General features: G+C 63.8%; 22 protein-coding genes and 1 pseudogene. 11 read left to right on the top strand and 12 right to left on the bottom strand.

Translation table 11 applies throughout. From position 1 onward, the window contains the following. Positions 1-4: 4 nt before the first annotated feature. Entirely contained in the window at positions 5-1,033 is a 1,029-nt protein-coding gene (locus tag FJV80_RS09210) for a zinc-dependent alcohol dehydrogenase family protein (protein ID WP_142876182.1), read from the top strand. 185 nt (positions 1,034-1,218) lie between these two features. Here FJV80_RS09210 and FJV80_RS09205 read toward each other — a convergent pair whose 3' ends face one another. Beyond that, positions 1,219-2,328 (bottom strand): TRAP transporter substrate-binding protein, encoded by a 1,110-nt coding sequence (locus FJV80_RS09205; protein ID WP_038651600.1) that lies wholly within the window; start codon positions 2,326-2,328, stop codon positions 1,219-1,221. Between the two features lie 246 nt (positions 2,329-2,574). On the opposite strand from FJV80_RS09205, the gene FJV80_RS09200 reads away from it, so the two are divergent. After that, the gene (locus tag FJV80_RS09200) at positions 2,575-3,366 is read left to right on the top strand and encodes a gamma-glutamyl-gamma-aminobutyrate hydrolase family protein (protein WP_245318063.1); all 792 of its coding nucleotides are present in this window, start codon (positions 2,575-2,577) and stop codon (positions 3,364-3,366) included. Here the strand turns inward: FJV80_RS09200 and FJV80_RS09195 are convergent, their stop codons facing one another. From FJV80_RS09195 to FJV80_RS09175, 5 genes are all read right to left on the bottom strand, one after another. Further along, a complete protein-coding gene (locus FJV80_RS09195; RefSeq protein WP_142876181.1) occupies positions 3,367-3,765 on the bottom strand; it encodes a hypothetical protein in 399 nt (132 codons plus the stop codon). Between the two features lie 119 nt (positions 3,766-3,884). Further along, a complete protein-coding gene (locus FJV80_RS09190; protein ID WP_095789443.1) occupies positions 3,885-4,469 on the bottom strand; it encodes a hypothetical protein in 585 nt (194 codons plus the stop codon). 13 nt (positions 4,470-4,482) lie between these two features. Further along, on the bottom strand, positions 4,483-5,466 hold the full coding sequence (locus tag FJV80_RS09185; RefSeq protein ID WP_142876180.1) for a 2-hydroxyacid dehydrogenase: 984 nt from the start codon (positions 5,464-5,466) through the stop codon (positions 4,483-4,485). Next, on the bottom strand, positions 5,463-6,485 hold the full coding sequence (locus tag FJV80_RS09180; RefSeq protein ID WP_095771585.1) for a LacI family DNA-binding transcriptional regulator: 1,023 nt from the start codon (positions 6,483-6,485) through the stop codon (positions 5,463-5,465). The genes FJV80_RS09185 and FJV80_RS09180 overlap by 4 nt, the downstream gene beginning before the upstream one ends. A gap of 78 nt (positions 6,486-6,563) precedes the next feature. Next, positions 6,564-7,505 carry a DMT family transporter gene (locus FJV80_RS09175; protein WP_095771932.1) on the bottom strand — a complete coding sequence of 314 codons (942 nt, stop codon included), beginning with the start codon at positions 7,503-7,505 and terminating at the stop codon, positions 6,564-6,566. Between the two features lie 413 nt (positions 7,506-7,918). Here FJV80_RS09175 and FJV80_RS09165 point away from each other — a divergent pair, with 413 nt between their 5' ends. Continuing rightward, positions 7,919-9,157: a multidrug effflux MFS transporter gene (locus FJV80_RS09165; RefSeq protein WP_246688934.1), complete on the top strand. Its 1,239-nt coding sequence runs from the start codon at positions 7,919-7,921 to the stop codon at positions 9,155-9,157. A gap of 6 nt (positions 9,158-9,163) precedes the next feature. Here the strand turns inward: FJV80_RS09165 and FJV80_RS09160 are convergent, their stop codons facing one another. Next, on the bottom strand, positions 9,164-9,571 hold the full coding sequence (locus FJV80_RS09160) for a DUF2000 family protein (RefSeq protein ID WP_095789441.1): 408 nt from the start codon (positions 9,569-9,571) through the stop codon (positions 9,164-9,166). Positions 9,572-9,621: 50 nt separating this feature from the next. On the opposite strand from FJV80_RS09160, the gene FJV80_RS09155 reads away from it, so the two are divergent. Then, positions 9,622-10,494, top strand: a complete 873-nt coding sequence (locus tag FJV80_RS09155) for an AraC family transcriptional regulator (RefSeq protein WP_142876178.1) — start codon at positions 9,622-9,624, stop codon at positions 10,492-10,494. Here the strand turns inward: FJV80_RS09155 and FJV80_RS09150 are convergent, their stop codons facing one another. Beyond that, positions 10,495-10,965 (bottom strand): MarR family winged helix-turn-helix transcriptional regulator, encoded by a 471-nt coding sequence (locus FJV80_RS09150; RefSeq protein WP_142876177.1) that lies wholly within the window; start codon positions 10,963-10,965, stop codon positions 10,495-10,497. It lies immediately after the preceding gene. Positions 10,966-11,366: 401 nt separating this feature from the next. Between FJV80_RS09150 and FJV80_RS09145 the strand changes: the two genes are divergently transcribed. The 3 genes and pseudogenes from FJV80_RS09145 to FJV80_RS09130 all read left to right on the top strand — a co-directional run bounded on the left by FJV80_RS09145 (position 11,367) and on the right by FJV80_RS09130 (position 14,775). Further along, a complete protein-coding gene (locus FJV80_RS09145) occupies positions 11,367-12,443 on the top strand; it encodes a GTP-binding protein (protein WP_142876176.1) in 1,077 nt (358 codons plus the stop codon). A gap of 1,043 nt (positions 12,444-13,486) precedes the next feature. Continuing rightward, positions 13,487-13,694: pseudogene (locus FJV80_RS09135) on the top strand (GNAT family N-acetyltransferase); the annotation flags it as partial. A gap of 106 nt (positions 13,695-13,800) precedes the next feature. Next, on the top strand, positions 13,801-14,775 hold the full coding sequence (locus tag FJV80_RS09130) for a WD40 repeat domain-containing protein (RefSeq protein ID WP_095789438.1): 975 nt from the start codon (positions 13,801-13,803) through the stop codon (positions 14,773-14,775). A 2-nt stretch (positions 14,776-14,777) separates the two neighbouring features. Here FJV80_RS09130 and FJV80_RS09125 read toward each other — a convergent pair whose 3' ends face one another. Continuing rightward, positions 14,778-15,230, bottom strand: coding sequence for a hypothetical protein (locus FJV80_RS09125; RefSeq protein ID WP_142876175.1), 453 nt, complete (start codon positions 15,228-15,230; stop codon positions 14,778-14,780). A gap of 64 nt (positions 15,231-15,294) precedes the next feature. On the opposite strand from FJV80_RS09125, the gene FJV80_RS09120 reads away from it, so the two are divergent. Next, complete coding sequence (locus FJV80_RS09120) at positions 15,295-15,726, top strand: MarR family transcriptional regulator (RefSeq protein ID WP_142876174.1); 432 nt, start codon at positions 15,295-15,297, stop codon at positions 15,724-15,726. A 17-nt stretch (positions 15,727-15,743) separates the two neighbouring features. Here FJV80_RS09120 and FJV80_RS09115 read toward each other — a convergent pair whose 3' ends face one another. Continuing rightward, positions 15,744-16,196 (bottom strand): hypothetical protein, encoded by a 453-nt coding sequence (locus FJV80_RS09115; protein ID WP_142876173.1) that lies wholly within the window; start codon positions 16,194-16,196, stop codon positions 15,744-15,746. 168 nt (positions 16,197-16,364) lie between these two features. Here FJV80_RS09115 and FJV80_RS09110 point away from each other — a divergent pair, with 168 nt between their 5' ends. The 3 genes from FJV80_RS09110 to FJV80_RS09100 are packed head-to-tail and all read left to right on the top strand — an operon-like array spanning position 16,365 to position 19,895. Continuing rightward, positions 16,365-17,744, top strand: a complete 1,380-nt coding sequence (locus FJV80_RS09110; protein ID WP_142876172.1) for an aspartate aminotransferase family protein — start codon at positions 16,365-16,367, stop codon at positions 17,742-17,744. Between the two features lie 11 nt (positions 17,745-17,755). Continuing rightward, the gene (locus FJV80_RS09105; protein WP_142876171.1) at positions 17,756-19,156 is read left to right on the top strand and encodes a glutamine synthetase family protein; all 1,401 of its coding nucleotides are present in this window, start codon (positions 17,756-17,758) and stop codon (positions 19,154-19,156) included. 58 nt (positions 19,157-19,214) lie between these two features. Next, the gene (locus FJV80_RS09100; RefSeq protein ID WP_142876170.1) at positions 19,215-19,895 is read left to right on the top strand and encodes a UdgX family uracil-DNA binding protein; all 681 of its coding nucleotides are present in this window, start codon (positions 19,215-19,217) and stop codon (positions 19,893-19,895) included. 9 nt (positions 19,896-19,904) lie between these two features. Here the strand turns inward: FJV80_RS09100 and FJV80_RS09095 are convergent, their stop codons facing one another. Both FJV80_RS09095 and FJV80_RS09090 read right to left on the bottom strand, forming a co-directional pair. Continuing rightward, positions 19,905-21,170, bottom strand: coding sequence for a glycerate kinase (locus FJV80_RS09095; protein WP_142876169.1), 1,266 nt, complete (start codon positions 21,168-21,170; stop codon positions 19,905-19,907). Then, positions 21,167-21,670: a heme-degrading domain-containing protein gene (locus tag FJV80_RS09090; RefSeq protein WP_142876168.1), complete on the bottom strand. Its 504-nt coding sequence runs from the start codon at positions 21,668-21,670 to the stop codon at positions 21,167-21,169. Before FJV80_RS09090 ends, FJV80_RS09095 begins: the two co-directional genes overlap by 4 nt. Between the last annotated feature and the right edge of the window lie 88 nt (positions 21,671-21,758).

The following is a 21,758-nucleotide window of genomic DNA, read 5'->3' as shown; positions in this document are numbered from 1 at the left end:
CGTCATGAAGGCGGTGCGGCTGGAGGCGGTGGGCAGCATTGCGCTGCGGGAAGTCGGCAAACCTGTCGCCGGCCCGGACGAGCTTCTGGTGCGGATCGAGGCCTGCGGCGTCTGCGGCACCGACCGGCATCTTTTCCACGGCGAATTTCCCTGCCGGCCGCCGGTGACGCCCGGACATGAATTTTCGGGCATCATCGAGGCGATCGGCAACGCCGTCTCCGGCTTTGCCGTCGGCGATCGTGTCACCGGCGATCCCAACATCGCCTGCGGACGGTGCCCGCATTGCCATGCCGGCCGGGTCAATCTCTGCCGCAATCTCAATGCCATCGGCATCCACCGCGATGGCGGCTTTGCCGAGTATGTCGTGCTGCCGCAGAAACAGGCTTTCATCCTGCCCGCCGAATTGCCGCCGACGCATGGCGCCTTCTGCGAGCCGCTCGGCTGCTGCCTGCATGGCGTCGACCTTGCCGAGATCAAGCCGGGCAGTTCGGTGATCGTGCTGGGCGGCGGCGTGATCGGCCTGCTGACCGTGCAATTGGCAAAACTGGCCGGCGCCACGACCATCATTCTGTCGACCAGGCAGGCCTCGCGGCGCACGCTTGCCGAAGCGCTCGGCGCGACGGCGACGGTCGATCCTACCGCCGGCGACGTCATCGATGCCATCGCGGGACCCGCGGGCATGATGCCCGGAGGCGCCGACGTAGTGTTCGAATGCGCCGGCGTGCGCGATACCGTCGAGCAGTCGATGCGGCTGGCAAGGGCCGGCGGCACCGTCGTCATCGTCGGCGTGACGCCGCAAGGCATGAAGGCGGAATTCGAGCCTTTCGACCTGCTGTTTCGGGAATTGAAGGTGGTCGGTTCGTTCCTCAATCCCTACACGCACCGCCGCGCCGCCCAATTGATCGCTTCGGGCGCGATCGAGATCGACCGGCTGATTTCCAGGCAGGTGCCGCTCGAAGAGGCGGCCGACGTGATCGCCAACCCGCCGGCGCCCGGCGAGGTCAAGGTGCTGGTGGTGCCAGGTCGGGGCTGAATCAGAGGCCAGTCGTGCCGGACCTGCTTGCCGTCACGCCCCCTGGCACGCGGCGGCTTCAAATCGACGACCTCTACTGCATGGCGCCGGGCGGAATACTGGTCGAGGTCGGTTCCGCGCGGACCTCAAAAGAAAGACCCCGGACGAGCTGCCCGGGGTCTCTCGAACGAACGCGATGGGACAGTTTACAGCTTGCCGTTGCGCTGCTGGACCATCATGAAGGTGTCGTAATTGTATTCGGCCACCTGCGCCCAGAGATAGTGCTCCTTGCGGAAGCCCTTGATCGATTCCCAGATCTTCTTGAACGGCGCATTGGATGCCTCCATCTCGGCATAGACCTCGTTGGCCTTTTCGAAGCAGGCGGCCATGATCTCCTGGCTGAACGGACGCAGTTTGGCGCCGCCGGCGACCAGCCGCTTCACCGCCGCCGGGTTCACATAATCGTATTTCTGCAGCATGTCGGCATCGGCGGCCTGCGCGGCGGTGCGCAGCAGCGATTTGTAGGCCGGCGAAAGCTCTTCGTATTTCGCCTTGTTGAACATCAAATGCACGGTCGGGCCGCCTTCCCACCAGCCGGGATAGTAGTAATAGGGCGCGACCTTGTAGAAACCGAGCTTCTCGTCGTCATAGGGGCCGACCCATTCGGCGGCGTCGATCGTGCCTTTTTCCAGCGCCGGATAGATGTCGCCGCCGGCGATCTGCTGTGGCACGACGCCGAGCTTCTGCACCACCTTGCCGGCGAAGCCGCCAATGCGCATCTTGAGGCCCGAGAGGTCGGCGACCGTGTTGATTTCCTTGCGGAACCAGCCACCCATCTGCACGCCGGTGTTGCCGCCCGGCAGGCCGAAGAGACCTTGCGTGGCGAGGAACTCATTGAACAGGTCGATGCCGCCGCCATGGTAGTGCCAGGCATTCATGCCGCGCGCGTTGAGCGAAAAGGGAACCGCCGCGCCAAGCGCCCATGTCGGGTCCTTCCCCCAGTAATAATATGCCACCGTGTGGCAGGCTTCGACCGTGCCTGCCGTGGTGGCGTCGGCGGCCTGCAGGCCGGGCACGAGTTCGCCGGCGGCAAAGACCTGGATCTGGAAATTGCCGTCGGTGGCTTCCGACAGCATCTTGGAGAACACCTCGGCGCCGCCATAGATGGTGTCGAGCGACTTCGGGAAGGACGACGCAAGCCGCCATGTCACCTTGGGATTGGACTGGGCGATTGCCGGGGCCGCAAGCGTTGCCGCCGCCGCCGCGGCGCCGACGCCGGTCACGCCGGCCTTGCGAATGAATGAACGACGATCCATGCAATTCCTCCCTTTTGGACCAACAGACCGATATCCGGGAAATCCTCGGGCTCCCGTATCGGTTGGCCGAAACAATACACAGGCGAGAAGTCTAGTCCAGCACGGCGACCAGATTTGGTAACCGAGCCATGCAGCCCTGCAACTATAGTCTAACGTGCGGTTTCGTGGCCCATGCGACACGCCGAAACTTGGCATGGAAAAATGCCCGGGGATCGCCTATTTTGCAGGCAGGATATCCCTTGCCAGATGGAAAACAGACCCAAAATGCACCAGCCGCTCGTCGCCATATCGACCGACGTCCGTCAGTTCGACAACTACACCTGGCATGCCGCCCCGCAGCAATATCTGGAAGCGGCGGTTGCCGGCGCCGGCGTGTTCCCGCTGCTGGTGCCGTCGTTCGGCGACAGGCTCGACTTCGATGAACTCCTGTCCTCGGTCGACGGCGTCATGGTCACCGGCTCGAAATCCAACGTGCACCCCTCGCTCTATGGTGGCGATGCCAGCGAAGCCAACGGTCCCTATGATCCGGCGCGCGACGCCACCACGCTGCCGCTGATCCGTCGGGCGATCGAGCGCGGCGTGCCGCTGCTTGCCATTTGCCGTGGCATCCAGGAGTTGAACGTGGCGCTCGGCGGCACGCTGGGCACCGAGATCCAGGAGCGCGAGGGTTCGCTCGATCACCGCGCGCCGGCGAGCGACCAACAGGACGAGCGCTTCGCCATCCACCAGACCATTTCGATCAAACCGGGCAGTTGCCTGGCCGGTGTGTTCGGCGCCGGCGAGATCAAGGTCAATTCGCTGCACCGCCAGGCGATCGATCGGCTCGGGTCGAAGCTCGAGATCGAGGCGGTCGCCACGGACGGCACGGTCGAAGCGGTTTCGGTCAAGGGAGCACGCGCCTTCGCCGTCGGTGTCCAATGGCATCCGGAGTACTGGGTCAACTCGGACAGCAACTCGGCCAAGATTTTTCGCGCCTTCGGCGATGCGGTGCGCCTGCACGCCGCCGCGAAGGCTGGCTCGCGGGCCGCGGCGGAGTAATCAGCCGCCGGTGTTGCGGTCGCCCGCCAGCGACAGCAAGGGCGTGGCAGGCGCATAGGATTCGTAACCCTCGCCATCAGCCACGGCGAAGGTGACAATCGGGTCGATGCCGTTGGCGCTGAAGGCGACCGTGCCGTCATTCTGCTGGCGCCAGAACTTTGCCCGTTCTATGCCAGGCATCAGACGACGGCATGTCGGAGCAACAGTGAGCAGGGACAGGCCATCCGAAATTTCGGCCCCGCGGCTCACCGCGCAGGCCCTCTCATCGCCATTGGCGACCAGCCTGTAGGTGTTGGACGGCGTGACCTCGTCGGCGACGCTTTCCCCATTGCCGTCATGAAACAGATGAACGCCGCCAAACAAGGCGGCGGCGGCGATCAATGCGAAAAGCGTTTTCATTCTGTCTCATCCAGGCTCACGGGCAGGATGGAGAATGATTTCAAAGGGTTAAGCTGGCGTTAATAAATGTGGCGGAGCCACTGCCGGTGTCAACGAATGCCGAAGACGAAACCGTGGAACTATTGCGGGACGGTCGGCGGATAGCGATCTGAAAGGAGTTTGAAGAGCCACTCGCGCTCGACATCGGTGGCTGCCGACCCAATCTCGACCCTCTGGGCACCAGCGTCGACCGTCAGGCGATTGCGAGTATCGCCGTCGCGAAGTCTCAGCGATTTGAGCTGCATCCGGTCGAACCGGCGCTCGGTCCGCTTCGAAAACAGCTGCGTCCAGGCGGAGGCGCCGTAGGATGGCATCTTGAACGGCGGCAACCCAGGGTCATGGCTGACCCCGGCCGCATCGAGCCTTATCACTTCGGGCACGGAGCGCCGGAAAATGCGGCGAACCATGAGCATTGCGAAGATGCCGCCGACTGTCCAAGCGCAGAGCCAGAAGGCAACAAACGCCGTAGGCCCGCCGAACGGCCTGGTAACGAGCTGATATGCGGCTGTCATCTCACCGAAGGCCCAACCACCTAGCCAGCAAAGAACGAATATGCCGATCAGGTAGTTGGCGAAGGGCCGCCTTGGATACGGAATTGAAATGATCTGGTCCCGGCCATTGGTGGCGACCAAAATCGTGGAATTGTCAGGCGGCTTCACCGTCATCGGTTTGCCTTCGCTAGCCGCGAGCCTTCACATGCGCCGTCTCCGGCACCGGCGTCAGCGGACGGCGCTCGGTGAACCAGGACACCAGATTGTCGACGCACAGATCGGCCATGGCGCGGCGTGTGTGCTCCGAGGCCGAGCCGACATGCGGCAACAGGGAGGCGTTGGGGGCGTCGAGCAGCGCCTTGGGCACATTCGGCTCGTCGGCGAAGACGTCGAGCCCCGCGGCGGCGATGGTGCCGCCGGCAAGCGCCGCCGCGAGTGCCGCCTCGTCGACGGTGCTGCCGCGGCCGATATTGACGAAGACGCCGTTGGCGCCAAGCGCCGACAGGATCTCGGCATTGACCGCCTTCTGCGTAGAAGCGCCACCAGGCGCCACCGAAATCAGCGTATCGACCGCTTCCGCAAGACCTTTCAGCGTCGGGTGATACTGATACGCAAGACCTTCGACGCGACGCCGATTGTGATAGGCGACCGGCAGGCCGAACGCCTCGAGCCGCCGGGCGATGGCCTGTCCGATGCGGCCCATGCCGAAAATCCCGACGCGGCGGGCGCGCAAGGTCAGCCGGCTCAGCGGATAGTTGCCCTTGCGCACCCAGCTGCCGTCGCGCAGCCAGTTTTCCGCGCGCGGCAGGTCGCGGATCGTGTTGATCAACAGCCCGACCGCGGTGTCGGCGACCTCCTCGGTCAGCACGTCGGGCGTGTTGGTGACCATGATGTTCTTCGCCGCCGCATGGCCGACATCGACCGAATCATAGCCGACGCCGAAGGAGGCGATGAGTTCGAGATTGGGCAGCGCATCCATCATGGCCGCGTTGATGCCGGCAAAGGAAGCAATGCCACGCACCATGCGGCGCATCTCGTCGGTGACCAGCGCCGGATCGGCGCGCTCGATCCTGATCTGTTTGAAGGTACGGTCGATGCGCCGGACGGCATGGTCGCTGAAGTCCGCCGGCACCAGAATGGCGACGGCTTGCAGCTGTTCGGCCTTAGTCATGCCCTCTCCACCGGCTTGCCGGTCGACTGGCGCACATGCAGCTCCGGCTTGATCAATTCCTGCGAGGGCCGCACCGTCTGCCCATTGAGCTTGTCGAGCAGCGCGCTGGCGGCGCGGCGGCCGACCTCGCGCTGGCCGTTCCAGACGGTGGTCAGCGCCGGCGTGGCGATCGCCGCCTCCTCGAGATCGTCATAGCCGGTGACGGAGATGTCGATGCCCGGCACCAGGCCGGCGCGCGCAATGCCGTTCATCAGGCCGATGGCGACGAGGTCGTTCCAGCAGCAGGCGGCGGTCGGTCTGTCCTTCAGCGCCAGGAACTGCCCGGCGGCCTCGAAGCCGGCCTGCTTGGTGCGCGGACCGGCGATGCGCCAGGACGGCCTGACTTCGAGCCCCGCCGCCTCCATGGCGTTGACATAGCCCTGATAGCGGTCGCGGCCGGTCGAGGTCTGGTCGGTGCCGCCGATCATGGCGATGCGCTTGTGGCCGAGCGAGATCAGATGGTTGGTGGCAAGCCCGGTGCCATAGGAATCGTCGCCGCGAAACACCGGCACGTCGGCGCCCTCGACGGTGCGGGCGATCAGCACCGCCGGCAGGCCGTTTTCCTCGGCCATCAGTATGTCGGCGGCCGGGGTGCCGATGGCCGGCGACATGATGACGCCGTCGGCGCCGAGCTGCAGCAGCGTGTCGATGAAGGTGCGCTGCTTTTCGAGCTGGTCGTAGTGATTGGACAGGATGAAGGTCTGCCGGCTGCGGTCGAGCTCGCTCTCGATCGAGCGCAGGATCTCGGCGAAGAACGGGTTCATGATGTCGTGCACGACGACGCCGACAATGCCCGAGCGCGAGGTGCGCAGGCTGGCGGCGCGGCGGTTGTAGATATAGCCGATGGCGCGCGCATGTTCCTTGATGCGGTCGCGCGTCGCGCCGGCCACCAGCGGGCTGTCGCGCAACGCCAGCGACACGGTGGCCGTGGACACGCCGAGTGCATCGGCGATCGTCGAAAGCTTGATTTTTTGTGCCAGCGCCTTGCGCTCCCCGAACGAGCTGAATTGCGACTTAAACTGTTTAAAGGCGGCGTTATGCCACCGATCGGGGGCAAATCAAAGTTTTTTTGCCAGCGCCTCGGCCTCGACATCGGAGGCCGCGCGGCTCCGCAGCCGAAGCCGGTGCTCGCGATGGACGATGTAGAGGCCGCTGGCAACGATGATGGCGGCGCCGACCAGCGTCCAGCGATCCGGGAACTGCTTGAAGATGATCCAGCCGGAAATGATCATCCAGACCATCTGCGAATAGGGATAGGGCGCCAGTGCCGTGGTCGTCGCCAGCCGATAGGCCTGGACCAGAAGCCAGTGCCCGACACCGCCGAACACGCCAAGCATGAGCAGGATGAACCAGTGCCAGCCATCATGCGGCAGCGAGAAGGAAAACGGCAGCATGGGCAAAAGCAGCACCGTCGGCGCCAGCGCCGAAAACAGGATCAGGCTTTCCGACGTCTCCGTCGACGACATCCGGCGCGTCATGATGACATAGAAGCAGTTCGACAGCATCGAGCCGAGTGCGAAGAGATGGCCGATGCCGAAGACGCCGACACCTGGCCTTGTGATGATGAGGACCCCGGCGAACGCGGCCAGAATGGCCAGCCAGCGCCGCCAGCCGGCCCATTCGCCGAGCAGCGGGCCGGCAAGCGCGGTGATCACCATCGGCCCGAAGAAATAGATCGACGTCGTCTCGGCCAGTTGCAGGGAGCGCAGGGCCAGGATGTTGCACATGGTCGAGCCGAACAGGAACACGCCGCGCAGCACATGCGCCGGCAGGTTGACCGGGCGAAACCGCAGCGGATCGCGCCAGCCGCGCAGGAGGGTGCCTACCAGCACGACATGCACGGCAAAGCGCACCCAGGCGACGATCAGCGCCGAAACGCCGGCAAGGACGAGATATTTGCTCGAGGTGTCGAGGAAGGTGAAGAAGACATAGGTGGTCAGCATGCACAGGATCGCCACCGGCGGCGTCGCGCTTTCGACATATCTTTGGGAAGCATTCACTTGCAGGCCGGGGGAAAAGCTGGGCTGAAGCGCACCTTTGCGGGAATTGTCGCTTGCCGGCAAGCCAAAAGCGCCTGGCACAACAAGACGTTCCGACAGGCTTAGCCCCGTCTCGCATGCGATGGCCCAAACCGCCATCGCCGCCTGGGTCAGGCCTCAGCCTGGCCGCATGTCGATCGGCGTCGCAACCATGCTGCCTTGACGACACGCATCTTTTGCGCCTAGCTCTGATGCCATGAACATCGCAATGGCTTTGGTCGTCGTAAGGGAGCGCATGGGCAGGATGGTGTAACCATCCGGCGAAAGCACCCATGCGCGGTAAGCAGGCTCCTGACGGGGCCTTTTTTTATGCCCGGAATTCGGGCCACCCGTCAGACCCCTCACTTCAATCCCCCGACAAGGCGAGCGAGATCATGGCGAGCGACAACCCCATTCGGCGTCCGGCTATAGGCACAATCGGTAGCACGAGGGTCTCCGAACCGGCTGCTCCACCCCGACTGATTACACTTATACTGCTTTCGGCTCTTGCCGTGTTGCCGGTGAACATGATTTTGCCGTCGCTGCCGAACATTGCCGTAACGTTTCATGCCGATTTCGCCTTGGTCAATCTGTCGGTTGCCGGCTTTGCGATCATCACCGCCGTCATGGAGGCCATCGGGGGTGCAATATCGGACCGATTTGGGCGCAGGCCGGTCGTCCTGGCATCTCTCTCGATCTTCGTCGCGGCGTCCATCGGCTGCGCTGTGGCTCCTAATATCGGCACCTTCCTTCTGTTTCGCGCGATGCAGGCGTGCATCGGCCCCTGCTATTCGGTCGCTCTGGTGATCATCAAGGAGACATCGGACGAGCGCGAAGCCGCCAGCAAATTCGGTTATCTCGCCATGGGGTGGGCGCTCGCGCCCATGGTCGGTCCTTTGTTCGGCGGTTCCCTGGACGAACTGTTCGGATGGCGGTCAAGTTTCGTTGTCTTTGCGATCCTGGGTGCAGCCGCCTTCGCCCTATCCATGCGCGAGATCAGAAGAATTCCATTGCCGAGATCGCATGGGAATTACGTTGTCGCCTATGGGCTTCTCCTGCGTTCGGCGCGGTTTTGGGCTTACACGCTGTGCATGGCTGCCTCGATGGGCGTCCTTTACGTCTTCCTGGGAGGAGCGCCATTGGTCGTCGGCGACGAGCTCGGTAGGTCAAGCGCGAAGCTCGGCTTCTACATGGGATTGGTCCCTACCGGTTTCATTCTCGGCAGCTATCTGGCCGGGCGCTACGCCTCGAAAACCTCGCTGGGCGCCATACTCGTTCTTGCGCGCCTCCTGACCTGCGCCGGTCTGCTGGCCGGCCTGGCCCTGTCAAGCCTTGGTATCACGCACGTCCTGGCCTTCTTTGGGCCTTGCTTGTTCATCGGCGTCGGCAATGGATTGACCATGCCCGCGGCCAACAGCGGCGCCTTGTCCGTACGACCGGATCTGGTCGGCACCGCCGCGGGACTGGCTGCCGCGATGCGGATCGGCGGCGGGGCGCTCATAGCCTCCATCGCCGGCCTCTTCCTGGCGAGGTCGATCCCCGCGCTGTTCGTGACGATGCTGATATCAGCGGCCCTCGCATTGCTGGCGGCGCTGTATGCAGCTGCTCTCGATCGACGGCAGCCAGCCGATTGAGTGTCGCTATGCCTGCATGCGGGCGCCCTTGGTGATCTTGTCGACCACCTTCTTGTCGGCGCGCAGCGCGATGCCGACCACCTTCGCGTCTTCGGGCGCGAATTGTGCGAAGACGGCGCGGTTGGCGGCATCGAAGCCGGTGGAAAACATCTCCTCCACATAGAGCGAAGTCGTCACGCCGCGCTCCAGCGCGCGCCGGTGGATCGTGGCCAGTGTCGCCTGATCTGCCGACAGCACGATGACCGGCTGGATCGACAGCGGATTGTAGAGATTGCCCGAGCGGTCGCGATAGGGCTCGCCGATGATGTCGGGAAACTGCGCGACAATGCCGCTGGTCAGGAAGGCGGTGACGTTGAGTTTCTGCCAGACGGGCAAGTCTTCCCGCAGGACGATTGCAAATTTCGTATCGAACATGAGAAAAGACCATTCGAGGTTAGGCCGCGACTACGAGGCTGAAGGAGACGATGTCGTTCGAAATAGACCGGCAGGCCTCTAGGGGTCTTGGACGTTTGTGCGCGGATGCGGCGGAGAACTGCATCATTTCCGCACCCGACCCCGCCGGCATGGAGCGGATCGAGGCGCGCTTTCATGGCAGCGCCTTCGACCTGCATCGTCATGACACCTACGCGATCGGGGTGACGCTGCATGGCGTGCAGACCTTCCGCTATCGCGGTGCGACGCGATTGAGCCTGCCCGGCCAGATCATCGTGCTGCATCCCGACGAACTGCATGATGGCGGCGCCGGCACCGAGGACGGGTTGCGCTACAGGATGCTCTATCTCGAACCGTCTCTGATGCTGGACTGCCTTGGCGGCGCGTCGTTGCCCTTCGTCAGGGATGCCGTGGTGCGGGACGAAGCCTTCTGCGCCACGCTGCTTTCAGCGCTGGGGCCGCTGCAGCAGGAACTCGACGAGCTGTTCGTCGATGACTTTCTCACGCAACTGATGCATGGCCTGGCACGGCATGCCGGCGAGCCGGCAAAGCCGCTGGCCCGGACGGCATGGCGGGCGGCGACGCTGGCGCGGGACTATCTTACGGAGAACGCAATGCGCCCGGTGCGTTCCGGCGAATTGGAAGCCGTCACCGGACTGGACCGCTACGCCTTATCGAGGCATTTCCGCGCCGCCTTCTCGACCAGCCCGCATCGTTTCCTGGTGATGCGCCGGCTTCAGCGCGCGCGGCGGATGATTACCGCCGGCGAGCCCCTGGCGCAGATCGCGGTCGAGGCTGGCTTCACCGACCAGAGCCATTTCAACAGGCAATTCAAGAAGGCATTCGGCATGACGCCGGGGCGTTGGTCCTCGCTGATCCGGGACGCGGCTCCTGCAGCGGCCTGATCACTCGTCCGCCTCGGCGTCGTCGTCGATCAGCACAAGCTCCTCGTTGGAGAGATTGGCCTCGATGCGGGCCAGCAGCTTGAACAGCGCCTTCTGGTCTTTCTTGTCGAGGCCCTTCAGCGCCTGTTTTTCGGTCTTCTTCACCGATTTCTCGATGGCGTGGATGATATCGCGGCCAGAGTCGGTGAGGAAAATATGAGCCTGACGGGCGTCGGCCGACGAGGCGCGCTTTTCCAGAAAGCCCTGCGCCTGCAGCCGGTTGATGGTCTTGGTGATGGTGGGCGGGCGCACGCCGAGGCGGCCGGCGAGATTGCCAGGCGTCTGGCCGTCCTCGCGGTCGAGCGCCAGCATGATCTGGTCCTGGCCGGCATAGAAGCCGTGCGCCAGGAGCCGGGCCGCCAGCGCGGTTCTTGCCAGCCTTGCCGCTGAATGCAGCCGGCTCATTGTTGCAGTTTTGTCCGCCTTGGCCATGGTCATCCCCTCTTCGGCCATACCGGTTGCGACAGCATAGACGCAGCCGGCCGGTTGGCAATCGACGATAAAAAGAATCCGGCGCGTGAAACAGCTTTGCCGGCAAGCATTGCGGTGCCCGCCGTGGCTAATGCCAGATGTTTATTTCAGTTAGATGACAAACGACTTTTCGCCGCACGGGAATCGCCGCAAAGGTGGGGCGCGCGTGACGTGAGACGCGGCTTGCTCGCGACAAAGGCGCACTTTCGCAGTCATCCGGCACGCCGATATCGCAGTGGCCGGGCCAAGAGCTTTGGCCCATCGGTTTGCCCCGTGCAAAAGCCCCGCACACATCCTATATGGAGCCGAGAATCCCTTTTTCGCGGCCTGGATTTCAAGGCCCAGTCATCTCGAGGCAAGCCATGAGCGACGCACAGACGCAGATCCCCGTAACCGTTCTCACCGGCTATCTCGGCGCCGGCAAGACGACGCTGCTCAACCGCATCCTGTCGGAGAACCATGGCAGGCGCTACGCGGTCATCGTCAACGAATTCGGCGAAATCGGCATCGACAACGACCTGATCGTGGAATCCGACGAGGAAATCTACGAGATGAACAATGGCTGCGTCTGCTGCACGGTGCGCGGCGACCTGATCCGCGTCGTCGAGGGCCTGATGCGCCGGCCCGGCCGCTTCGACGCCATCGTGGTCGAGACCACCGGCCTCGCCGATCCGGTGCCGGTGGCGCAGACCTTCTTCATGGACGACGACGTACGCTCCAAGACCAAGCTCGATGCGGTGGTGGCGCTGGTCGATGCCAAGCATCTGCCGCTCAGGCTCAAGGATTCCAAGGAAGCCGAGGACCAGATTGCCTTCGCCGATGTGGTCGTGCTCAACAAGACCGATCTCGTCACCCCGGAAGAGCTCGCCAAGGTCGAGGCGACGATCCGCGCCATCAATCCGGCGGCCAGGATCCATCGCACAACGCGCGCCGGCGTCGCCCTGTCGGAAGTGCTCGACCGCGGCGCCTTCGACCTCTCCCGGGCGCTGGAGAACGATCCGCATTTCCTCGAGGCGCATGACGATCACGACCACGATCACGATCACGATCACGATCATCACGACCATGATGGCCACGATCACCACCACCATGATCATGACGGGCATGACCACCACGAACACGCGCATCCCTCAGACATCCATGATGTGACGGTGCAGTCGGTGTCGTTGCGCGGCGGCGAGATGGACCCGAAGAAATTCTTCCCATGGATCGAGAAGATCACCCAGATGGAAGGCCCCAACATCCTGCGGCTGAAAGGCATCATTGCCCTGAAAGGCGATGATGAACGCTACGTCATCCAGGGCGTGCACATGATCATCGAGGGCGACCATCAGCGCGCCTGGAAAGACGGCGAGAAACATGAGAGCCGGCTGGTGTTCATCGGCCGCGAACTGGACGCCGAGCGGCTGAAGAAGAGTTTCGAGGCCTGCCAGGCCTAGTCAGGCTTTGCCGTGCGGTTCCAGGCTAGATGTAAAGGAAGACGGACGGGTGCGTCACAGCGAGGGCGTCCTTGAAATGGTCGAATGATCGGCTTTGACCAACAGGCGATGGCTAGCGCGAAGTACATCTGTGATCGAGGAGGTGCTCGGCTGCCCTTCCCCAATTTACCAGAATATAGAATCCCGGCCTCGCGTCAGCCAGCGTTGCACCGGCGACGAGTACATTTAGATCATCCATAGCATGTCGTGCCTGAGGCAAACCGGCAACAACCAAGCCAACCACGTTAGTGGTTCGCAGATCCGGCTCATCCACTGCCATTATCCAATAGGGTCGCCCGTTCAACATCAATGGAAACGGTTGCCAGGCCGCGTCTTGCTTCGGCCCATCTGAGGCAAGCGTCCTTTCAACCGACTCCAGCAAGCAATCGACGTGGATGTGCAACTGATCCTGGGAGCGCTCAAATCGGGAATTCACAGCCAGGCCAACGGCTGATCGTGGCAGGCCGTGTCCGAGTCTTGCTTCGACTTTCTGTCGGGCTTCCCATGCCCGGTTCCATAGTTGGGCGCTATCAGTGGAACGGGCGGATGGGCTCTCCAAGCCCGCAACGGCTGTGATTGGGGCCACCACAAACTCGGTCCGGTGTAGAGGTGATTTGATGAGCACTGACCCATAATCCCCTTGCTCGGTCAGTATCACCTCGTCGCAGGGGAAGGCGACGCCAAACCGCGTACTTGCAAGTGCGCAGGTCTGCACCGTCTCCCACAGTATTTTGCGTCTGAGGAAAGCGTAGCCGGCAGCGACTGACAAAGCGACCAACAATGTCACGAACAGCCGAAGGCCCCTGCGCTCCAAGAAGCCCAGCACATTGTTCCTTTCTCAAACGACCGGAGCGAGCGGCGCGAGCATCGCCAGGAACATGGTTCGGGTCATCATACAATCGCAGGGTGCGGAAGTTCCGTTCCCGCCTGGAAATCACGATCGGTGATGTTATCCCCATTCCGTTGGGGGTCGGAAGATGTCCGGCCCGCCATCGGGCAGGGCTGGAGGTCAACTGCTCGCCGCCGCGTTGCGCTGCCTGCGGCTTGCCGGCGAAGGCGGCGGGATCCTGCTCATCATCGATGCCAAGAGCGACCGGGTCCGCAAGGTGGTACGCCGGCTGTGGTGCAGAGCGCCTCCAGGGATCGGCTTTGACCCTGGCGATGCCATTGGCGACGTTTGCAACTGAACTGCGAGCCAACGGGCTGCTTTGACCAGATTACAGCCTCTTGCCGCCTCGCCGATCCTCCGAGGTTGCCGGAACCGCAAACGTCGAGTAAGCCCCTGCAACCGCTGCAATTCAACTGAATAAAGATACCTATGCCCACAGTTGCCCCCCTCGACCTCGAAGGCCATTGCGTCGCCGCCGTCTTCCTTGGCGACGTGCCGCATTTCGCGCTGGCCGATGGCGCCGTCCATCGGCTCGACAATGGCCACAAGACCATCCAGGCCAATGACGGGTTGCTCGCCACCTTCCACGATGCGGCCAACGACCGGCTGATCACCGGCGGCGAGGACGGCAAGGTGTTTGCCGTGAAGACAGGCGGCGAAACCACCGAAGTGGCGAGCGCCGGGAAGAAATGGATCACCAGCGTCGCCGCCGGGCCGCAGGGCGCCGTCGCCTATGCGACGGGCAAGACCGCCTTCGTGCGCTTCGCCGATGGCAAGACCCGGGAATTTGCCCATCCGCGCTCGGTCGAGGGGCTGGCGTTTTCGCCCAAGGGCATGCGCTTCGGCGTTGCCCGCTACAATGGCGCGACGCTGCATTTCCCGGCCGCCGAGGGCAAGCCGGTGGAACTCGAATGGGCCGGCGCCCATACCGGCATCACCTTCTCGCCTGACGGCGCTTTCCTCGTCACCACCATGCAGGAAAACGCCCTGCATGGCTGGAAACTGGCCGACGGCAAGCACATGCGCATGACCGGCTATCCCGGCAAGGTCAAAAGCCTGTCATGGAGCGTCAAAGGCAAATGGCTGGCGAGTTCCGGCGCGCCGGCGGCGATCGTCTGGCCGTTTTCGGGCAAGGACGGACCGATGGGCAAGGCGCCGCTGGAACTCGGCACGCGCGGCAACACGATGGTGACTTGCGTGGCATGCCATCCAAGCCAGGATGTCGTGGCGATCGGCTATGAGGACGGCATGGTCATTGCCGCGCGCTTCGCCGACGCCAAGGAAGTGCTGTTGCGCCGGCAGGGCAAGGGCGCCATCACCTCGATGATGTGGGACAGGGAAGAGCGCCGCATCGCCTTCGGCAGCGCGGCCGGCGATTGCGGTGTCATAGACATCACGGCCTGAATTCACCGCGCTCGCGCGGCCAGCCGAGGCTTGCGCCGCAGCGACAGCCCGTCGCGCATGTTGAGCGACAGCAGTGCGATATTCGTTGCGCCGGCTGCCAGTTCGATCGTCTGGACGACTACGAAAAACTTGTCGAAGCGACCAGCCGCGGCAAAGCTGCTGAGCAGGAAGGCGCAGGGCACGAGGACCAGCAATCCGTTGGCGGCGATGATGCGCATGCGCCACTTCTTGCGTGCCACGACCGGGCTCTTCCAGCCCTTGCCGAGTGAAAAGCCCGATGCGCCGGCAACGATCATCGCCGGGATGAGCACCGCCATGCCGGCCAGCACACAGTTCTTGACCGTTGTGATCGCTGCCGCGTCGCCGAGCAGTTCGGCCGTGGCGGTCGACAGCCAGAAAGCCGACACCGTGGTGAGCGCGATGGCGCCCGCCGCTGCATGAATTCTGGTTTTCATTTTCATCTCCATAGCAAGCTATATATCATTGCATAGCATGCTATTCAACTATTATCTGGCAGGCATGACATTTCACAAGGAACGATCCGCGGGATTCCTGGCCAATCACATGGCGCGGTTGTTTGCCAACGGCCTGCAGCAGCGCATCCGGCCACTCGGCCTGGCGCCCGCCCAGTTCATGACGCTGCTGGCGCTGTGGGATGAAGATGGCCTGACGCAACGCGAACTCGTGCAGCGTCTCAGCGTGGAACAAGCGACGATGGCCAACACGCTGATTCGCATGGAACGTGACGGGCTGATCGAACGGCGCCTGCACCCCGACGACGGGCGCTCGCAGTCAATCCATCTCACCGCGAAAGCCGTTGGCCTGCGCGAGCCGGCGACACAGGCCGCGCGCTCACAGAACGAGGTGGCACTGACCGGCTTCAGCGAGGACGAGCGGCTGGTGTTTCTCGACCTGATGCGGCGCGCCATCGCCTCGATGCAGGCAGGCTGACACAATCGATCGGCCCCCTACTCAGCCCCGCACGACACCTTGCCCGTCAATTCAGCCGGCTTGCCATCCTTGTCGATGTCGGCGGTATTGTCATAGACGGCAAGCTTGTATTGCCCGTCATAGACGCCTTCGTCGCTGGCCTTGGTCAGGATCGTCAGTTCGACCGAATTGAAGGCGTTTGCCGCCTCGTGCTCGTGGTAGATGTTCAGCCGCAGTTCCTTGTCGTCCAGCCAGTACTGGGTCAGGTTGGAATCCTCGAACACCGTCTTGCGCAATCCATCGCCAGCCGGCCTCGCCTTGATTTCGAGGTCGCCGCGAAAGTTGAAGGTCGGGCCGCCCATGCCTCTGGTGACGCCGGCGCCGACATCGAATGTCACAGCCGTATCGTCGACATTGCACCAGATGCCGCCCGAGGCGAAGGCCGTGCAAGCCGACGCCAGGAGCATTGCCACACAGATGATCGTCCGCATTTTTGTTCGCCCACCTCAATTTCCGCTCATATTGGCGCCGACTTCGCCAGCACGGTCAAGCAGCGCCCAAGCGGCGCCGCAGGCGGCTGAGCCAATGCAGGGCGGGCGCGCGGCCAATTGCGGTTGGGGATATGGATTGGCTAAGAGGGACGGACGAGAGGGGTTTTCATGCACAGCAGCGACAGTTCAAAGACCATTGGCGGCATAAGCCGCGATCGCATCGCGCAATTGCGCGAGACCGAAGGCGCGGCCTTCCACGCGGCGCGGCCGAAATCGCAAGCCAAGGTTGGCAACGGCCTGCCCGGCTTCTTCGGCGGCGTGCCGATGCACTGGATGAACGACTGGCCGACACCATTTCCGATCCTGGTCGACAGCGCCAAAGGTGCTGCGATCACCGACATAGACGGCAACAGGCTCGACGATTTCTGCCTTGGCGACACCGGCTCGATGTTCGGCCATTCGCCGCCACCGGTGGCGCGCGCCATCCGTCGCCAGGCCGGGCGCGGCCTGACCTATATGCTGCCCTCGGAAGACGCGCTTGCCATCGGTCCGCTGCTGCAGCAGCGTTTCGGCCTGCCATTCTGGCAGATCGCGACGACGGCGACCGATGCCAACCGCTTCGCGCTGCGCGTTGCCCGCGCCGTCACCGGGCGCGAAAAGATCCTGGTGTTCAACGGCTGCTACCACGGCTCGGTCGACGAGACGATGGTGCGGCTGATCGACGGCAAGCCGGTCAACCGGCCCGGATTGGCGGGCGAATTCCGCGACCTGACCCGCACGGCGAAGGTCATCGAGTTCAACGATGTTGCAGCACTTGAAGCAGCCCTCAAGGACAGGGATGTGGCCTGCGTCATCGCCGAGCCGGTGCTGACCAATTCCTGCATGGTGCCGGCCGACCCTGGCTTCCACGACGCGCTGCGAAAGTTGACGCGCGAGACCGGCACGCTGCTCCTGATCGACGAGACGCACACGATCTCGACCGGCCCCGGCGGCTACACCAGGAAATACGGGCTGGAACCCGACTTCTTCGTGCTGGGCAAGCCGATCGCCGGCGGCGTGCCGGCAAGCGTGTGGGGCATGAGCGACGAGGTCGCCTCGCGCTACGCCGACTACAACAGGACCAAGGAGCCCGGCTATTCCGGCATGGGCACGACGCTGTCGGCCAACCCGCTGCAGTTCGCCGCCATGCGCGCCACGCTCGAAGAGGTGATGACGGTGGAGAATTATGACCGCATGGACCATCTGGCGCGACGGCTCGATGCCGGACTGACCGGCGTGATCGACCGCTATCGCCTGCCCTGGCATGTTGCCCGCGTCGGCGCCCGCGTCGAATTCATCTGCGCACCCGGACCGTTGCGCAACGGCAGGCAAGCCGAGAGCGCGCATGCGCCGGAACTGGAAGCCGCCATCCATGTCGCGCTGGTCAATCGCGGCGTGCTGATCGCGCCCTTCCACAACATGATGCTGATATCGCCGGCAACGTCAGGCGCGCAGGTCAACCGGCTGATCGCCGCCTTCGGCGCGGTTGCGGCAAAGCTTGCGGCATGAGACAAGCGGCCATGGACAATGCCATCGTGACCTCCCCTTCGGGGTCCTCGCCCGCCGAGGCGCAAGCCTTTCTCGACGCCCATCCCGAGATCGAAGCCTTCGATATCGTGCTGACCGACGCCAATGGCGTCGGCCGCGGCAAGATCGTGCGCCGGCATGAGCTGAAAAGCATTTTCGAGGGCGGCCGGCACATGCCGATCTCGATCCTCGGCCTCGACATCACCGGCGAGGACGTGCACGAGACCGGACTGATCTGGACCACAGGCGACGGCGACCTCCGGGCCTGGCCGATCCCCGGCACGCTGGTGCCGCTCTACGGCACCAATCCGCCGCGCGGCCAGGTGCTGATGGCGATGTATCATCTCGACGGCCAGCCGATGTCGTCGGACCCGCGCCTCGCGCTCGCCCGGCAGGTCGACATCCTCGCGGCCAAGGGGCTTTACCCGGCGGGCGCCTTCGAACTGGAATTCTTCCTGCTGTCCAATGAGCGCGACGCCGACGGCAAGGTGCAGCCGGCGCGCGCCGTGCTCGACGGCCGCGTTTCGGGTAAGACGGAGGTCTACTCCGTCGATCATCTGCACGGCATGGAGCCGCTGTTCTCCGACATCTACGCCGCCGCCAAGGCGCAAGGCATCCCGGCCGAGACGGTGATATCGGAATATGCGCCCGGCCAGTACGAGCTGACGCTGAACTATCGCAAGGATGTGATGCGGGCCGCCGACGACCTCGTCATGCTGAAGCGGCTGGTGCGGGCGCAGGCGCGCCGCCACGGCGTCACCGCCTGTTTCATGGCCAAGCCGATCGAGAAATATGCCGGCTCGGGCATGCATTTCCACGTCTCGCTGCAGGACAGAGCCGGCCGCAACGTATTTGCCGAAGCCGGCGGCGAGAGCTGGTCGCTACCCCTGTTGCAAGGGCTCGGCGGGCTGATCCAGACGATGGCGGAATCGATGCTGGTGTTTGCGCCACACGCCAATTCCTGGCGGCGCTTCGTCTCGCAATCCTATGCGCCGGTGGCGCCGACCTGGGGCGTCAACAACCGCTCGGTGGCGCTGCGCGTGCCGGCCGGCGACGCCAAGAACCGGCGCATCGAGCACCGGCCGTCCGGCGTCGACGCCAATCCCTACCTGATCGCCGCGACGGTTCTGGCCGGCATCATCAAGGGCCTTGACGAAGGGCTTGATCCCGGCCCTGAAACGACCGGCAATGGCTATGAAGCGGCCGTCACCCGCACGACGATGCCGGCGGACTGGCGCGCCGCGATCGAAGCGGCCAAGGCCTCCAGCTTCCTGAAAGGCGCGCTGGGCGAGGACCTGCACCGCACTTTCGTGGCCATCAAACAGTCCGAATATCTGCGCGTGGCACGCACGGTCAGCGAACTGGATTATCATCTCTATCTGCACGAGGTGTGAGGAAAGGAACCATCGTTCGCCTCGTCCATTTCAATATCGAACCGGACGAGGCAGGATGATGGCGACCACGGGCCTTCCGCGTGAGGCGAAGATGCCAGACCGGCGCGGTTCCGTGCGACGCGCCGAGTTGATATCAGCCGAGACCAATGCCAACTCGGTCACGGAACTGCGCGAGGCGGCACAAGGTTGCCGTCGCTGTCCCCTGTGGCGCAATGCAACACAGACCGTCTTCGGTGAAGGGCCCGATAACGCTAAGGTGATCTTCGTCGGCGAACAGCCGGGTGATCAGGAGGATCTCGCCGGAAAACCGTTCGTTGGCCCGGCGGGCAAGGTCTTGGATGCCATACTGGACGACGCAGGGGTCGACCGGCAGAAAGTCTACGTCACCAACGCGGTCAAGCACTTCAAATTCGAGCCGCGCGGCAAGCGTCGCATTCATTCCAAGCCGAATGCCGGCGAGGTTCAGGCCTGCCGCTGGTGGCTCGACAAGGAGTTCGAGTTGATCAAGCCAAATCTTGCTGTTGCGCTTGGCGCGACGGCGGCGTTGTCGCTGCTGGGCAAGGCAACACCGGTTATGAAGATGCGCGGCCAGGTAATCGAGCGCGAGGATGGCTTGCGCGTGTTCATCACCATCCATCCCTCCTTCGTCCTGCGCATCCGTGAAGCCGCGGACAAGGAGGCCGAGCGCGAGCGTTTCCTGAGGGATATGAGAGAGGTGAAGCGGCTGATGGCTGCCTGAACCGGTCGCCTATCGGATCAATATCGCCCTGAGATCGTTGACATTCGTGCCCGTCGGGCCGGCCACGAAGAGATCATCAATCGAATGGAACGCCGTCCAGGCGTTGTTGCCGGCCAGCATCGCCTTGGCACCGACGCCGGCGGCGCGCATGCGCGAGACGGTCGAACCGTCGGCGAAGGCCCCGGCATTGTTTTCCGAACCGTCGATGCCGTCGGTGTCGGCCGCCAGGGCATGAATGCCTTGCACGCCGTTGATGCCGATGGCGAAGGCAAGCAGGAATTCCGAATTGCGGCCGCCCTTGCCTTTTGCCCGCAAGGTCACGGTTGTTTCGCCGCCCGAGAGAATGACGACCGGCTTCGTAAATGGCCGGTTGCGCGTCGCCACTTCGCGCGCGATGGCCGCGTGGACACCGCCGACCTCACGCGCTTCGCCCTCGATGGCATCGGAGAGGATGACGGCCTCTATCCCTTGGCGCTTGGCTTCCGCCGCTGCTGCTTCCAGAGACACGCCGGCCGAGGCGATCAGATGCACTTCATTGCGCGAAAAGCGCTGGTCGTCGGGATCTGGAGCGTCGGCCGCCGGCGAATTGATATGCGCCATCACCGAGGCCGGCAGCTTCATGCCATAGGCCGATATCGACGCCAGCGCGTCTTCTCGGCTGCCGGTATCGGGGACCGTCGGGCCGGAGGCGACAAGGGCGGGATTGTCGCCGGGAATGTCGGAGACCACCAGCGACACCACCTTGGCCGGCCAGGCAGCAGCGGCCAGCCGGCCGCCCTTGATGGTCGAGACATGCTTGCGGATGGTGTTCATCGCCGCGATCGGCGCGCCGGAGGCGAGCAGCGCCTCGTTGACGGCGATCTCGTCGGCCAGCGTGAGCCCAGCCGCCGGCGATGGGAGCAGCGCCGAACCGCCGCCGGAAATCAGCGCCACGACCAAATCGTCCGCAGTCAGTCCCTGGACCTTTTCCAGCAGTCGCCGTGAGGCCTCGAGGCCAGCGGCGTCCGGCACAGGGTGTGCCGCCTCGATGATCTCGATGCGTTCGCATTTCGCGCCATAACCATAGCGGGTGACGACCAGCCCTTCGATCGGCCCGTCCCAGACCTTCTCGAACGCCGCCGCCATCTGCGCCGAGCCTTTGCCGGCACCGATGACGATGGTGCGGCCCTTTGGCCTGGCCGGCAGATGGTCCCTGATCGTCCGTTCCGGATCGGCGGCGGCAACGGCGGCGTCGAAGATGGAGGTGAGGAAGGCCTTGGGGTCGAGCACGGTCATTCAGCTTCCGAAGCCAGTGCCAGACTACGTTTGTCGACACCCAGGTGATCGCACAGCGCATCGACGACCACGCCGTGATCCTCGCGTTCCGGCAGCCCGGAGACCGCGATCACGCCGATGACGCCTGCGCCTTTGACCGTCACCGGAAAACCGCCACCGGCGAGGACATATTCGGAGATGTCGAGGCCCTCGCCGATCTTGAAGGCGCGGTCGGGGCGTTGCTGCTCCAGCACCATGCGGTAGGTGCTTCTCAGGAACCGTTTCACCACATTGATCTTGCGGCGCGCCCAATCGGGATTGGAAGCATTCGATCCCGGCATGGCCGCATAGAACAACGGCCGGTCCCACAGCCTGATGTCGACGACGATGGGCAGGTTTTCGGCGATTGCGCGGGCGCGGATGGCGGCGCCGATCTTGAAGGCGACGGCCTCATCGAAGGCTGGGAAGACAAGAACTTCTTCCTGTTTCCGGATCAGTGCGATGTCGTCCGCAGCGGCCATGTCGTTCCCCTGTCAACTTCGCCGCACGCTTTGACCGATGGCTGCCGCCGGGTCAAGCGTCTGTGCGACTTCGTAAGGTCGTGCGCGT

It is taken from the genome of Mesorhizobium sp. WSM4310 (assembly GCF_007003935.1).
In the GTDB taxonomy this organism is placed as follows: Bacteria; Pseudomonadota; Alphaproteobacteria; order Rhizobiales; family Rhizobiaceae; genus Mesorhizobium.
Note: the sequence above shows the minus strand (reverse complement) of the source record. Positions and strands in the feature narration are given on the sequence as shown.

Bases quoted from the DNA above. Each gene is read 5' to 3' on its own strand.
- FJV80_RS09210 (WP_142876182.1), top strand. From the start codon at position 5: ATGAAGGCGGTGCGGCTGGAGGCGGTGGGCAGCATTGCGCTGCGGGAA.
- FJV80_RS09205 (WP_038651600.1), bottom strand. From the start codon at position 2,328: ATGGATCGTCGTTCATTCATTCGCAAGGCCGGCGTGACCGGCGTCGGC.
- FJV80_RS09200 (WP_245318063.1), top strand. From the start codon at position 2,575: ATGGAAAACAGACCCAAAATGCACCAGCCGCTCGTCGCCATATCGACC.
- FJV80_RS09195 (WP_142876181.1), bottom strand. From the start codon at position 3,765: ATGAAAACGCTTTTCGCATTGATCGCCGCCGCCGCCTTGTTTGGCGGC.
- FJV80_RS09190 (WP_095789443.1), bottom strand. From the start codon at position 4,469: ATGACGGTGAAGCCGCCTGACAATTCCACGATTTTGGTCGCCACCAAT.
- FJV80_RS09185 (WP_142876180.1), bottom strand. From the start codon at position 5,466: ATGACTAAGGCCGAACAGCTGCAAGCCGTCGCCATTCTGGTGCCGGCG.
- FJV80_RS09165 (WP_246688934.1), top strand. From the start codon at position 7,919: ATGGCGAGCGACAACCCCATTCGGCGTCCGGCTATAGGCACAATCGGT.
- FJV80_RS09160 (WP_095789441.1), bottom strand. From the start codon at position 9,571: ATGTTCGATACGAAATTTGCAATCGTCCTGCGGGAAGACTTGCCCGTC.
- FJV80_RS09155 (WP_142876178.1), top strand. From the start codon at position 9,622: ATGTCGTTCGAAATAGACCGGCAGGCCTCTAGGGGTCTTGGACGTTTG.
- FJV80_RS09150 (WP_142876177.1), bottom strand. From the start codon at position 10,965: ATGGCCAAGGCGGACAAAACTGCAACAATGAGCCGGCTGCATTCAGCG.
- FJV80_RS09145 (WP_142876176.1), top strand. From the start codon at position 11,367: ATGAGCGACGCACAGACGCAGATCCCCGTAACCGTTCTCACCGGCTAT.
- FJV80_RS09130 (WP_095789438.1), top strand. From the start codon at position 13,801: ATGCCCACAGTTGCCCCCCTCGACCTCGAAGGCCATTGCGTCGCCGCC.
- FJV80_RS09125 (WP_142876175.1), bottom strand. From the start codon at position 15,230: ATGAAAACCAGAATTCATGCAGCGGCGGGCGCCATCGCGCTCACCACG.
- FJV80_RS09120 (WP_142876174.1), top strand. From the start codon at position 15,295: ATGACATTTCACAAGGAACGATCCGCGGGATTCCTGGCCAATCACATG.
- FJV80_RS09115 (WP_142876173.1), bottom strand. From the start codon at position 16,196: ATGCGGACGATCATCTGTGTGGCAATGCTCCTGGCGTCGGCTTGCACG.
- FJV80_RS09110 (WP_142876172.1), top strand. From the start codon at position 16,365: ATGCACAGCAGCGACAGTTCAAAGACCATTGGCGGCATAAGCCGCGAT.
- FJV80_RS09105 (WP_142876171.1), top strand. From the start codon at position 17,756: ATGGACAATGCCATCGTGACCTCCCCTTCGGGGTCCTCGCCCGCCGAG.
- FJV80_RS09100 (WP_142876170.1), top strand. From the start codon at position 19,215: ATGGCGACCACGGGCCTTCCGCGTGAGGCGAAGATGCCAGACCGGCGC.
- FJV80_RS09095 (WP_142876169.1), bottom strand. From the start codon at position 21,170: ATGACCGTGCTCGACCCCAAGGCCTTCCTCACCTCCATCTTCGACGCC.
- FJV80_RS09090 (WP_142876168.1), bottom strand. From the start codon at position 21,670: ATGGCCGCTGCGGACGACATCGCACTGATCCGGAAACAGGAAGAAGTT.